Origin of the sequence: Bacillus smithii (assembly GCF_001050115.1) — a bacterium.
Taxonomy (GTDB): Bacteria; Bacillota; Bacilli; order Bacillales; family DSM-4216; genus Bacillus_O; species Bacillus_O smithii.
This window is the reverse complement of the sequence record NZ_CP012024.1, coordinates 3,182,071-3,195,240: the sequence shown is the minus strand read 5'-3', so window position 1 is coordinate 3,195,240 and position 13,170 is coordinate 3,182,071. Positions and strand designations below refer to the sequence as shown.

The 13,170-nt window shown below is 42.4% G+C and carries 15 protein-coding genes; all 15 read left to right on the top strand.

Annotated elements, in window-relative coordinates; all coding sequences use genetic code 11:
• The first annotated feature begins 54 nt into the window (after window positions 1-54).
• Window positions 55-1,476: a F0F1 ATP synthase subunit beta gene (atpD, locus tag BSM4216_RS14960; RefSeq protein ID WP_048624232.1), complete on the top strand. Its 1,422-nt coding sequence runs from the start codon at window positions 55-57 to the stop codon at window positions 1,474-1,476.
• 24 nt (window positions 1,477-1,500) lie between these two features.
• Window positions 1,501-1,896 carry a F0F1 ATP synthase subunit epsilon gene (locus tag BSM4216_RS14955; RefSeq protein WP_003353332.1) on the top strand — a complete coding sequence of 132 codons (396 nt, stop codon included), beginning with the start codon at window positions 1,501-1,503 and terminating at the stop codon, window positions 1,894-1,896.
• A gap of 506 nt (window positions 1,897-2,402) precedes the next feature.
• Window positions 2,403-2,639, top strand: coding sequence for a DUF1146 family protein (locus BSM4216_RS14950; RefSeq protein ID WP_048624231.1), 237 nt, complete (start codon window positions 2,403-2,405; stop codon window positions 2,637-2,639).
• 291 nt (window positions 2,640-2,930) lie between these two features.
• A complete protein-coding gene (locus BSM4216_RS14945; protein WP_048624230.1) occupies window positions 2,931-3,653 on the top strand; it encodes a YwmB family TATA-box binding protein in 723 nt (240 codons plus the stop codon).
• A gap of 32 nt (window positions 3,654-3,685) precedes the next feature.
• Window positions 3,686-4,996, top strand: coding sequence for a UDP-N-acetylglucosamine 1-carboxyvinyltransferase (gene murA, locus BSM4216_RS14940; RefSeq protein WP_048624229.1), 1,311 nt, complete (start codon window positions 3,686-3,688; stop codon window positions 4,994-4,996).
• Between the two features lie 227 nt (window positions 4,997-5,223).
• Window positions 5,224-6,279, top strand: coding sequence for a stage II sporulation protein D (gene spoIID / locus BSM4216_RS14935; protein ID WP_048624228.1), 1,056 nt, complete (start codon window positions 5,224-5,226; stop codon window positions 6,277-6,279).
• A gap of 258 nt (window positions 6,280-6,537) precedes the next feature.
• Entirely contained in the window at window positions 6,538-7,209 is a 672-nt protein-coding gene (gene spoIIQ, locus BSM4216_RS14930) for a stage II sporulation protein SpoIIQ (protein WP_048624227.1), read from the top strand.
• Between the two features lie 441 nt (window positions 7,210-7,650).
• Entirely contained in the window at window positions 7,651-7,920 is a 270-nt protein-coding gene (gene spoIIID / locus BSM4216_RS14925) for a sporulation transcriptional regulator SpoIIID (RefSeq protein WP_003353321.1), read from the top strand.
• Window positions 7,921-8,092: 172 nt separating this feature from the next.
• Entirely contained in the window at window positions 8,093-9,094 is a 1,002-nt protein-coding gene (gene mreB / locus BSM4216_RS14920) for a rod shape-determining protein (RefSeq protein WP_048624226.1), read from the top strand.
• A 134-nt stretch (window positions 9,095-9,228) separates the two neighbouring features.
• Window positions 9,229-10,050 carry a flagellar hook-basal body protein gene (locus tag BSM4216_RS14915; RefSeq protein WP_048624225.1) on the top strand — a complete coding sequence of 274 codons (822 nt, stop codon included), beginning with the start codon at window positions 9,229-9,231 and terminating at the stop codon, window positions 10,048-10,050.
• A 23-nt stretch (window positions 10,051-10,073) separates the two neighbouring features.
• Complete coding sequence (locus BSM4216_RS14910; RefSeq protein ID WP_048624224.1) at window positions 10,074-10,898, top strand: flagellar hook-basal body protein; 825 nt, start codon at window positions 10,074-10,076, stop codon at window positions 10,896-10,898.
• Between the two features lie 10 nt (window positions 10,899-10,908).
• Window positions 10,909-11,127, top strand: coding sequence for a DNA-directed RNA polymerase subunit beta (locus BSM4216_RS14905; RefSeq protein ID WP_003353317.1), 219 nt, complete (start codon window positions 10,909-10,911; stop codon window positions 11,125-11,127).
• 5 nt (window positions 11,128-11,132) lie between these two features.
• Complete coding sequence (gene fabZ, locus BSM4216_RS14900) at window positions 11,133-11,573, top strand: 3-hydroxyacyl-ACP dehydratase FabZ (RefSeq protein ID WP_003353316.1); 441 nt, start codon at window positions 11,133-11,135, stop codon at window positions 11,571-11,573.
• A 354-nt stretch (window positions 11,574-11,927) separates the two neighbouring features.
• Window positions 11,928-12,311, top strand: a complete 384-nt coding sequence (locus BSM4216_RS14890; RefSeq protein ID WP_048624222.1) for a hypothetical protein — start codon at window positions 11,928-11,930, stop codon at window positions 12,309-12,311.
• A 295-nt stretch (window positions 12,312-12,606) separates the two neighbouring features.
• Complete coding sequence (locus BSM4216_RS14885; RefSeq protein ID WP_048624221.1) at window positions 12,607-13,008, top strand: hypothetical protein; 402 nt, start codon at window positions 12,607-12,609, stop codon at window positions 13,006-13,008.
• Window positions 13,009-13,170 lie beyond the last annotated feature (162 nt).

Genomic DNA, 13,170 nt, shown 5'->3' with positions numbered 1-13,170 from the left:
ATTTTTGAATGAGGCAGTCTTTGATCTGCTAAAAGCTAGTTAGGAGGGAACATGATGAGCAAAGGACACGTTATTCAAGTAATGGGTCCAGTAGTTGACGTGAAGTTCGAGAGCGGCAAGCTTCCCGACATATACAATGCGTTAAAAGTGCAATATGAAGCAAAGACGGAATCGGAAGTAAGTATCGATCTCGTTTTGGAAGTAGCGCTTCACTTAGGCGATGATACGGTTCGTACGATTGCCATGGCTTCCACAGACGGTCTGCAACGCGGAATGGAAGTAATCGATACAGGAAAACCGATCTCCGTTCCTGTCGGAGACGTAACATTAGGACGGGTATTTAACGTATTAGGGGAAACCATCGATTTAGATGAACCAATTCCTGAAGATGCCCGCCGCGATCCTATTCATCGTCCAGCGCCAAAATTTGAACAACTTTCTACCGAAGTGGAAATATTGGAAACCGGAATTAAAGTAGTCGACTTGTTGGCGCCTTATATTAAAGGTGGTAAAATCGGTTTGTTCGGCGGTGCAGGAGTAGGAAAAACGGTTTTAATTCAAGAATTGATTAACAACATCGCACAAGAACACGGCGGTATTTCCGTATTTTCCGGTGTAGGAGAACGGACTCGTGAAGGTAATGACCTTTATCATGAAATGAAGGATTCCGGGGTTATCAGCAAAACGGCGATGGTGTTCGGGCAAATGAATGAGCCGCCTGGTGCCCGTATGCGTGTGGCCCTTACCGGTCTTACCATGGCTGAATATTTCCGTGATGAACAAGGACAAGACGTGCTTCTCTTCATTGACAATATTTTCCGGTTTACGCAAGCTGGTTCTGAGGTTTCCGCATTGTTGGGACGTATGCCTTCTGCGGTAGGTTATCAACCTACGTTGGCAACGGAAATGGGACAGCTTCAAGAACGGATTACGTCCACAAATGTTGGTTCGGTTACATCGATTCAAGCAATTTATGTGCCTGCCGATGACTACACTGACCCGGCTCCAGCGACTACTTTCGCTCACTTGGATGCAACCACCAACCTTGAACGGAAACTTTCTGAAATGGGGATCTATCCGGCAGTAGACCCGCTTGCTTCTACGTCTCGGGCGTTGACACCTGAAATCGTCGGCGAAGAGCATTATAAAGTGGCTCGCCAAGTTCAGCAAACGCTGCAACGATACAGAGAATTGCAAGATATCATCGCCATTTTAGGGATGGATGAATTAAGCGACGAAGATAAACTTGTTGTACATCGCGCTCGCCGCATTCAATTCTTCTTATCGCAAAACTTCCACGTGGCGGAACAATTTACGGGACAACCTGGTTCCTATGTGCCTGTAAAAGAAACGGTAAGAGGGTTCAAAGAAATTCTGGAAGGAAAATATGACCATCTTCCGGAAGATGCATTCCGTCTTGTAGGTCCGATCGAAGATGTAATCGAAAAAGCGAAAGAAATGGGAGTAGAAGTATAATAAAAGGGTTCAGGAGGTATTCATATGAAAACAATGAAAGTCACTGTCGTCACTCCTGATGGCCCGGTTCATGAATCAGAAGCGGAAATGGTAAGTACCAGAGCGACCAGTGGGGAGCTCGGTATCTTACCCGGACATATTCCGTTGGTTGCTCCTTTAGAAATCGGTGCTGTTCGTTTGAAAAATGGCAATAAAACACAATGGATTGCTGTCAGCGGAGGCTTTTTGGAAGTACGTCCTGATCGAGTGACGATTTTGGCGCAAGCTGCTGAAAGGGCGGAAGATATTGATATTGAACGTGCTCAAGCAGCAAAAGAACGAGCAGAGCGCCGTCTGCGGCAAGAAAACATGGATAATAAGAGGGCAGAATTAGCATTAAAGCGGGCTGTGAACCGCATCAATATATACAAACATAAATAATTGGAATGACCAACCTAGGCTGATCTGAACAGGAAATTTCCGCTTTCTTGTTTGGATCAGCTTTTTTATCGGACTAATGAAATGATCATTCTGCTTTTCGTTTATCTATTGCTCACCGTAAAAAAGAATGGTTGCTGACTTTTTTCGTTTATTTTAGGTAAGACGTTAAACGGAATAAAGGCTGATTTTATGGAAAAAATGGTCATATCAGCGGGAGTTTGGAACGAAAAATATGGAAGCAGGAAAGAGAAGGCATGGTCTTTAGAGTGAGAGGAAGGTTGACCTGTTGATTTTTGATTGAATCGAAAGAATAGGAATGATTCATGAGGAAATCAAATCTCTTTTTTCAAAAGAATGAAACCATCATTCTCAAGAAGAGACCATGTTGTTCGGCCAATCATCGGCAAGGATGGATCATCGATTAGAAAGTGGAATGACAGTCGTTCTCTATGCAAGATTTATGCTACAATAGCTGGCAGGTGGAAAACCTGGAAGGAGAGGTCAGGATGGTTGCACAATTTGGACAACAAGCGCTCCTCAGCATTCTTTCCCATTTGGTGTTTATAGCGATTACATTTTGGGCTTTGCAAGCGCTAAGGTTTGAGAAGCTGATTAAACCCAATAGAGTCTTTCAAGCCAGGCTGTTATACGTCTTGTTGACAATTGCTATTGGTTCAGTGGTCAGCCAATTTTTCTTGGATTATTTGCTATGGTCGCAGCGGCTGCCAATGATGTTTCAATAATTTCTGTTTTTTTGGATCGGAAAAGCGGCCGGAAAGATGACGATTCCTCTTGATCATAGGGAAAATGAATCGATTTTCAATTTTTATGGTCCTGAGAATTTAGTTCGTTCTTCACACTTGAATTTTTAAAAATTTTATTTATTATTTTCTTTGGATGCAGTTTTTTTAAACTGCTGTTTGCTTGATTAGCAAGTGAAAATGTACACAAGACTCATTGTTGAAAGATGACGATTATTCCCACGTATTTCTCCCAGGTAACCGGAAACACTGTTACCAAAGGGGAGAAGATGTATGAAAGGAAATTATATCATTTTCGTCATTATTATTGGCATAATGGGTTTTTCAATCGTACTTTTGGGGAAAAACACGATAGCGGTGAATCCGAAACCGGAAATCGAAACACTTGCTAATCTGGCGGAAAGTATGAATGGAACGATTTCTTCATGGTCTTTACACACGAGGGAACCGATTCAAAGTGAAAAAATTGGACAAACTGTACGGAAGCTTCAGGCGGAGTTTTCACACTGGGCTTGGTCCAAAAATACAAATAGTAATGAGAGTTCATACTCTGCTGTATCAACCAAAGAAAATATCCGCCAAACCATTCAAATTGTTTCCAATGAAAACGAACAATCGTATGTCCTTTATACAGTTGAAGGAAGTGACCTGAAAAAAGAAAATCTTTCTTTTATTCATGGAGGGTTTGAAGAAAATTACTCGAAAATTTTTATTCACCACCCTCTGGTTTTCTCTTGTATAAAGGGGAAGTTCAATGGTAAACTTAAGGAAGTTTTGTCAAATCAAGTTTCCTCTATGATGACGGCATTAAATGCAAAAGAAACGGAAGCACTGAAAGAAGACGATCTCTATTCCATTTCAGCTTATTCAAAACAATTCAGTCAGAGCTTACCTCTGAAAGAAAAACGGATGAATTTGCAAATTGGATTAAGAGAACAATTGGACGCCAATACATCCTTTGTCATTGGCACACCAATCATTACAGTTGAATATTAATATAGAGAATTAGGACGCGGAGGGGAATACTCTTGGAAAAAATCATCGTCCGCGGCGGAAAAAGGCTGAACGGCACAGTGAAAGTGGAAGGCGCAAAAAACGCCGTTCTCCCTGTTATCGCTGCAACAATATTAGCAAGTAAAGGAAAAAGTATCATTCGTGATGTACCTGCTCTCTCCGATGTGTATACCATTAACGAAGTGCTGCGTCATTTAAACTGTGACGTGAACTTTGAAGACAATACAATCATAGTAGACGCATCTAGAGAGGTTTTTGTAGAGGCCCCGTTTGAATATGTACGAAAAATGAGGGCGTCTGTATTAGTCATGGGCTCGTTGCTTGCCCGTACAGGTAAAGCGCGGGTAGCCCTTCCAGGTGGCTGTGCAATTGGATCCAGACCGATCGATCAGCATTTAAAAGGCTTTGAAGCAATGGGGGCTGTTGTCAAAGTTGGCAACGGTTTTATAGAAGCAGAAGTTCCCGGCCGATTAAAAGGTGCGAAAATTTACCTTGATTTTCCTAGTGTAGGAGCGACCGAAAATATATTGATGGCTGCTGTATTGGCAGAAGGAACAACGATCATTGAAAACTGCGCCAAAGAACCGGAAATTGTCGATCTAGCGAATTTTCTCAATAAAATGGGAGCAAATGTTAGAGGAGCAGGTACTGGTACGATTCGTGTAGAAGGCGTTGATTATTTAACCGGGGCGGAACATGCCATTATTCCAGACCGAATCGAAGCCGGCACTTTTATGACAGCTGCGGCTATTACGGGAGGAAATGTACTGGTTCAAGGAGCCGTTCCTGAGCATCTTACCTCTCTTATTGCCAAATTGGAAGAAATGGGCGTGACTGTCATTGAAGAAGCGAACGGCATCCGAGTCATCGGTCCGGAAAAGTTAAAAGCTGTGGACATTAAAACGATGCCGCATCCCGGTTTCCCGACAGACATGCAATCACAAATGATGGCTCTTTTGCTGAAAGCAGAAGGTACCAGTGTGATTACGGAAACTGTATTTGAAAACCGGTTTATGCATGTGGAAGAATTCCGACGCATGAATGCGAACATTAAAATTGAAGGACATTCCGTTATTATTAACGGTCCATGCAAACTTCAGGGAGCTGAAGTAACGGCTACCGATTTGCGTGCAGCAGCTGCGTTGATACTTGCAGGCTTAGTCGCTGACGGCTATACCCGTGTAACGGAATTAAAGCATTTGGACCGGGGATATGTGAATTTCCATGGTAAGCTGGCCTCACTGGGAGCCGATATTATCCGCGTTAACGAAGAAGACCAAGAAACCTTGACGGAAAAAGTTGCCATCACAGATGTGAAAGCGTGATGGCCGGCCCGCTTGTGATAGAAAGCGGGCTTTTTTCATGTTTTCCACCAACGGGCGGTCTCTTTTATTTCCCCGTTCGAAAAAGAATCCATCCACCATTATGCCCCGATGCTCCGGACTCTATTCAACAAATTTCTGACATAAAAGCTTGTCCTCCGCCATATGTTGGAGATGAGAAAAGCTATTGCCCTTTCTGTCTCAAAAAACGTTACTGGAGGACGTAATACATGATGAAGAACTGGAACCCACTGTTTATTTTATTAGCTATTCTGACTACATCAGCGATGATTATACCAGCCTTGCTTGTCATTCCGTTTTCCGATCAAGGGACGAGCGGAAAAATGACTGAAAAGATTTCAGCGGATAAGAGCCAGTCTCAGTTGGAAAAACAATCAAGCGTAGAAGTGGCGGTATATAGATCCCAACTTCATAAAACGGAAAAAGAGCCGTTGGAAAAATATGTGGCTGGTGTGGTGGCCTCGGAAATGCCTGCGGATTTTGAAATGGAAGCATTAAAAGCGCAAGCCTTAACGGCTAGAACATTTATTGTCAAAAAATTAATGAAAGGTTCTGATGCGCCGGACGGAGCGGATGTTACCGATACGGTGAAAGACCAAGTGTATAAAAGCCCTGAGGAATTAAAACAAATATGGGGAAAAGATTATCAGTGGAAGATGAAAAAAATAGAAGAAGCGGTGGGCCAAACGGCCGGAAAAATTTTAACTTATAATGGAGAACCTATCTTAGCTTCGTTTTTTTCGACAAGCAACGGTTATACGGAAAACTCGGAGGATTATTGGAAACAGCCGATACCGTATTTAAAAAGCGTCAAAAGCCCATGGGATAAAAAATCTCCGCAATATTACTCCAAGACGGTCATCCCCGTAAAAGAGTTTGAAAAAAAATTAGGGGTTCATTTAAAAAATAAAAAAGATGCCGGTACTGTCATCCAACGGACAGCTGGCAATCGAGTCGGGAAAGTCTTGATTGCTGGGAAAGAATTTACGGGAAGGGAGATAAGGGAAAAGCTTGGGCTGAAATCTGCAGATTTTTCCTGGGTGATAAAAGGCGATCATATGACGATTACGACAAAAGGATACGGGCACGGGGTTGGTATGAGCCAATACGGTGCTAATGGAATGGCAAAAGAAGGGAAAAATTACATACAGATTTTAAAATATTATTATCAACATGTGCAAATTGCCTCTTCAGACGATTATTTGAAAAACCGGATCACCGCGCAAAAATCAAGTGAAAACGGAAAGAAAACGGCGATTCCTTAAAAGGTGAGGGATCTTCGCCTTTTTCATAATGAGACTCACTTCTTTGGAAGACAAGACAGGCAGCATTTTCTGGATGGGACCATTATTCGGGAAATGCTGCCTTTTTTTAACCTTATAATATAAAACCCCAGAATATGGTGTCGCGATTACGTGAATAATTTTAAATGGATTATCGAAAAATAAAAAGTAAAAAAATTTTTTGAAAAAAGGTATAGAATTCACCCGGCCTGTTCAAAATGGTAGCTGAGGTGATGAAAAGTGAGAGAGGAAGAAAAGAAACGAATTTCTCTAAGGATGAAAACTTTCTTTAAAAAACGTTGGGTATTTCCGAGCTTATATCTTGTCATTGCTGCCCTTTTAATAGCCGGTATTGTATGGTATCAAACAACTGAAGATAACAATGCGACGAAAGATCAGGGCCAACAACAATCCGCTGACAACAGCAGCCGTGAGCCTTCGGTGGAAGTCAATACGGCGATGGAAACCGTGAAGCTTCCATTGGAAAATCCGGATGAAGCCGTTATTAAGCAAAAATTTTATGACAAAAACGCTTCCCAAAAGGAACAAGAAGCCGCACTAGTAGTTTATAACAATACGTATTATCCCAATACAGGAATTGATATTGGTGTGAAAGATGGAAAAAGCTTCGATGTAACGGCGGCGTTGAGCGGAAAAGTAACGAACATTCAAGAAGATGCTTTGCTTGGCAATGTCATTGAAATTGAACATGAAAAAGGAATTGTCACACAATATCAATCTGTGAAAGACATACAAGTCAAAGAAGGCGAAAATGTAAAACAGGGGCAAGTGATCGGAAAAGCAGGAAACAGTGTGTTTAACGAAAAAGCGGGTGTTCATGTCCATTTTGAAATTCGCAAAAACAACACTCCTTTAAATCCTGAACAATATCTCAACAAAACCATCCAGTAATTTATAGATGTACAGAGAGTGAACGGAATAACTCTCTGTTTTTTTATTTTCATTTGAACCTAGAAGAAGGAATCCATCCGTTTTTTGAACTGCCACGCTGATTTTCACGACTGATTCTGTATCCGCCCGTAAAAAAGTCCCTTCATGCCTTGTCCTTAATACTGATTTCGTGCATATATTTTTAACCAAGCTAATAAAATGATTACAAACCTGCACAAAAATTAGAGAGAGTGTTTGAGGTGAGGAATCGTTAAAAAAGCAAATATCCAAAGGCAAAAAGACTTGATCAGTCGTGGTAAAGATAGAAAGCGATCTCGCTTTCTGCCGCATGCGCGGGGGAGGACCACCAATTTATTTTCATGCGGGAATACAGTACTTAAATGAAGTGAAAGCGAGTCTCATTTCACACTTCTCACATCCAATTTAGGGAGGGCGAGTGGTGTGCACGATTACATCAAAGAGAGAACGATCAAGATTGGAAAGTATATCGTGGAGACGAGAAAAACGGTTCGCGTGATCGCGAAGGAGTTTGGCGTATCCAAAAGTACTGTCCACAAAGATTTAACGGAACGATTGCCTGAAATAAATCCTGAACTAGCTAATGAAGTGAAAGCCATATTAGATTACCATAAATCGATCCGCCACCTGCGGGGTGGAGAAGCGACAAAGAAAAAGTACCGCGGGCATAATCCTGCCGCTTTGAAGCGGTAAGGGGAAAGAGGTGACCTGTTGCTGCAAAGGTCACCTCTTTTTCAGTTTCATGTCTTTTTCGCTCTCCTTTTGGAAAAACATTTATGATAAAATAGATAATTGGGGATATAGAACTTCATTTCAAAAAATTGTACATAAATGGAAGAAAAGAGGAAAGGAGCCCTTATACAACATGTTTTCAAAGGATATCGGGATTGACCTGGGGACGGCCAATGTGCTTATTCATGTAAAAGGACAAGGAATTGTGTTAAATGAACCATCAGTCGTTGCGATTGACCGAAATTCAGGAAAAGTGCTGGCAGTCGGAGAAGAAGCGAGGCGTATGGTCGGAAGAACTCCGGGCAATATTGTCGCTATTCGGCCGTTAAAAGACGGAGTGATTGCTGATTTTGACATTACAGAATCCATGTTGAAACATTTCTTAAATAAGTTAAACGTAAGCGGACTTATATCCAAACCGCGAATTTTAATCTGCTGCCCGACGAATATCACGAGCGTGGAACAGAAAGCGATCCGGGAAGCAGCTGAAAAGAGCGGCGGGAAAAAAGTCTATTTAGAAGAAGAACCGAAAGTAGCCGCAATCGGGGCGGGAATGGATATCTTTCAGCCGAGCGGCAACATGGTGGTGGATATCGGCGGAGGAACGACCGACATTGCGGTGCTTTCGATGGGGGACATTGTTACTTCCGAGTCCATTAAAATAGCAGGCGACAACTTTGATATGGAAATTTTAAATTACATAAAAAAAGAGTATAAGCTGCTGATTGGAGAGCGTACGGCAGAACAAATTAAAATGACCATCGGAACGGTATATCCGGATGGTCATAATGAAGAAATGGATATCCGCGGCCGCGATATGGTCACTGGCCTTCCACGAACTTTAACGATTAACTCGAAAGAAATTGAAGGGGTTTTAAGAGAGTCCGTTGTATCCATTGTCCAAGCAGCCAAAAACGTGTTAGAAAAAACGCCGCCGGAGCTTTCTGCTGATATCATTGACCGCGGAGTGATGCTGACAGGAGGAGGAGCGCTGCTTCACGGCATTGACCAGCTGCTTTCGGATGAATTAAAAGTGCCGGTGCTCATTGCTGAAAATCCGATGAGTTGTGTAGCGGTAGGTACGGGAGTCATTTTGGATCATATTGATAAAATATCCAATCGGAAATTCATTTAAGGATGCAAGCCATATGGCGGGCATGGACTTCTACTACAGTTGGCAGGGATGAATTTTTTTCTAAAAAAGAGAAAGCATTGCCAAATGGTTTCCTGTATAATAAAACCAGCAATCCATTGCAGAGGTGAATCAATATGTTCAGAGGGTTTTATACAGCGGCTTCGGGCATGATCGCTCAACAAAGAAGAACAGAGCTGCTGACGAATAATATGGCTAATGCTAATACGCCAGGATATAAAACGGATAAATCCTCGCTTCGGGCTTTTCCGGAAATGCTGTTAAGCCGCTTGGACGAATATGGCAAGCTGGCGAAAATCCCTTCTTATACAACGGTTGGGAGCTTAAATACGGGTGTCTATATGCAAGAAACCATTCCCAACTTTGTTCAAGGAGACTTGCAGGAAACAGGAAACAAAACCGATTTGGCGCTGTTGGATATATTCGTGCCGGGAAATCAAGGGGCTAATTCAAAGGGAACGGTCTTTTTTGCTGTCCAGGGGCCAAATGGCATACGGTATACACGCAATGGAAATTTTACTGTCAATGGACTTGGCTATTTGACAACGGCTGACGGTTTGAATGTTCTCGATACGAACGGAAATCCAATCAGGGTTCAAACAGATAATTTGAAAATTGACGAACAAGGGCGAATTTTTGATAATGGGGAGTATGTGGCGCAATTAGGCGTGTCTTATGCGGCCAATCCCGACTCTTTAGTCAAAGAAGGGGATGGGCTTTATCGTTTGGATAACGGGACGCTTCCAAACGCTTTTCAAGTGAATAATATCCGCTTTCGAATTCAGCAAGGATTTACGGAACGATCCAACGTGGATGCCGCTCAAACCATGACCGATATGTTAGCCGCTTATCGTGCGTATGAGTCGAATCAGAAGGTGTTGCAGGCTTATGACCGCAGCATGGACAAAGCCGTCAATGAAGTGGGGAGAATCAATTAGTCGCCTGAAGAGGAGGAGCAGCAGTGAACCGCATAATGATCAATGCTACTAATACATTGGGCCAATTGCAAAAACAGCTGGACGTCATTAGCAACAATTTAGCGAACGCTGACACGAATGGCTTTAAAAGCCGTGAAGCCACTTTTTCCGACCTGCTAGTCCAACAGTTTCAGAATCAGCTTTACCCAAACAGAGAGATAGGAAGAATGACACCGGAAGGGATTCGATTGGGAACGGGAGCCAAATTGGCCCAAACCAAAATGAATACGAAATTGGGACCTATTCAAACAACGGGACGTTCCTTGGACTTGGCATTGACAAATGAAAATCAATACTTTAAAGTTTTGGTTCAGGAAAATGGGCGGGAAGAGATTCGTTTTACGCGAAATGGTGCTTTTTGTCTTTCCCCTGTGAACGGCAATCAAGTCATGCTTGTCACAGCCGAAGGATATCCTGTGTTAGATGAACAAAATCGGCCTGTTCAATTGAACCGGCAAGCGGGTCAAAACATAACAGTGGATAAAACGGGAAGGCTTTCGGTCGGAGGAGGACAAGCAGTGAATTTGGGAATCGTGTCCATTGAAAGGCCTCAATATTTAGAACAAAAAGGAAATAACTTGCTTGGTCTTCCTGCTGACAGCACAGTAGCCATTGGGGAAGTCGCACGCGATTTAACGGGGGCTCTTCGCAGTGAAATCAGCGTTCAACAAGGAGCGCTTGAGAAGTCCAATGTCGATATTTCCAAAGAAATGACGGATATGATCAACGTCCAGCGTTCTTATCAATTTCAATCCCGGTCGGTTACTCTTGGCGATCAAATGATGGGGCTTGTGAATAGTCTTCGCTAAAGGTGATCTTATGACAGAACAGCAGAGAAAAGTTAGAAAGAAAAAGAAATTAACGCCCCTGGGACGATTTATAGTGAATCTTTTCTTAGTTGCATTCACAGCGTTTGTTGGGGCGGTCATCGGCTATAGCGTCATTGGGCATGGGAAGCCGATGGATGTTTTAAAGCCATCGATGTGGATGAATTTATTTTCGACGATAAAGGACTTGTTATTGTCTAAGGAGGCATAAGGTGCATGTTGGATTTGCAACAGATCAAAGACATTATCCCGCACCGCTATCCGTTTTTGCTGATTGATCGGATCGAAGAATTGGAAGACGGCAAAAGAGCGGTGGGAATTAAAAACGTAACGGGCAATGAAGAATTTTTTAACGGCCATTTTCCCGATTACCCTGTCATGCCGGGAGTACTTATTGTAGAGGCGCTGGCTCAAGTAGGAGCAGTGGCGGTTTTGAATAAGGAAGAAAACCGGGGAAAGCTCGCTTTTTTTGCCGGAATCGACAAATGCCGTTTTAAAAAGCAAGTAAAACCTGGAGATCAGCTTCGCCTTGAAGTGGAACTTGTGCGGGTTAGAGGAAGCATCGGCAAAGGCCAAGCGACGGCTACAGTGAACGGGGAAATCGTTTGTGAAGCGGAAATTACGTTTGCACTAGGGGATCGTTCGCAATCGAAATAAAGCCATCCCGATCATGCTTAGCCGCTTGGATCAAGTTTTGGCTGAAACGGTTTAACAGGCTTCGTTTTTGGGAGTCTTTCATATAGTCGACTGAATGGGTCGCCATATGAAAGATTTTCAAATAACGGAGTCTTTTTTTATGAAATTTTTTCGGGCGAAAGGAAAAAATAAGCGGAAGCATTGTAAAAAAGATGGTTTTCGCGCTTGGTTTACACATTTTCTGATGCCGACAGGTCGGCTTTTGCAATCTTTTTTTCAAATCGGAATAGATTTCATGAAACTGGCGCATGATAACAACCGACCAGTAATATCCGGTCTACCAATGGATGGAATAATGAAAGGAGAAGGATAGAAATGAGTAAGTTTTTGCAATTAATGGGAGGCTCGCTGTTAGCTATTTTGCTTTTAGCCGGCTGTAACACCAATCAAAATCCTCCGCCGCCTGCCAACGACAACGACAACGGTGTAATAGACGATAACCGCCGCGATCTTAATGACAACAATCGCCGCAATAACAATAATGACCGTAATGATTTAAACAGAAATAACAACAATGATGGGCCTGATCTCAACCCTAATGACAATAACAACAACGGTATTTTAAACAACAATAACCGAAGAACCAATGATAAGAACACCAATAATGATTGGGATATGACGAAAGACAGAAATACTCCGGGAGAAGAGCCAATCGAAGATAAACGTGATGTAAGAGATAAAGACAATAAAGATGAATGATGGCGAAAAAGGGAACATCAACGGTTGAATTCTTTCGTTGAGCCCCTCTTTTACAGGAGGCGCTTGGTGCATCCGACGAAAAGATGGAGGAGTGCCGGCTGCTGAAAAGAGGCGCTAGGAATGAATCGGAAGCCTCCATTCCAATGGAGGTTGCCAACCGCAAGGATTCACAAACTCACCGTTCTAAACGGTGGGTTTGTTGCATTTTAATGAAAAAAAGAAAAACTTTGTCAACAACTTCCTAATTATGATAAAGTAGATACGATATATGTATTATGTAGGAGGTACTTATTCCATGTTGCAAAGTTTACCGCACGGCGTAAAAATAAGTATCACTCGCTCAATTGCGACTGCGTTTGAACAATATATGGCTAAGATTCAATGGGAGGATCATCGTTTTTCTTTTGAAGAGTTTATGCAAGAATGGAAAGAATATATTCAATCCAATTCGTCTTGGTATCATAAAGTGAGCAATGAAATTAAAAGCAGCCCTGAATTTCACGAAGAAATAGCGTCCAAAATGAATGAAATCATCGAAAAAATCATCTCGGAAGAACCGACTCCTGAGCAAATTGAAACGGTGGATGCCCTGCAAAAACAATTGGGAACCGACTACGATTATTCCTGTAAAATGGAGGCAAAGTTTTACATAGATTTTCTTTCGAAACAGTTGAAAGAAAACGCCGCCTATAAATAAAGCAGGAGAAAGAACCGGTTTTCAGCTGGTTCACTCCCGCTTTTGACAGTCAAGAAAAATCAAAAGTCAAAAAACGGAAAAAGCGAGCCGAAAAGCCATAAAAACGAAAACCCGATCATTTGAAGTCGTGACCGGGTTTTTTTATTTACGGATTGAAATATT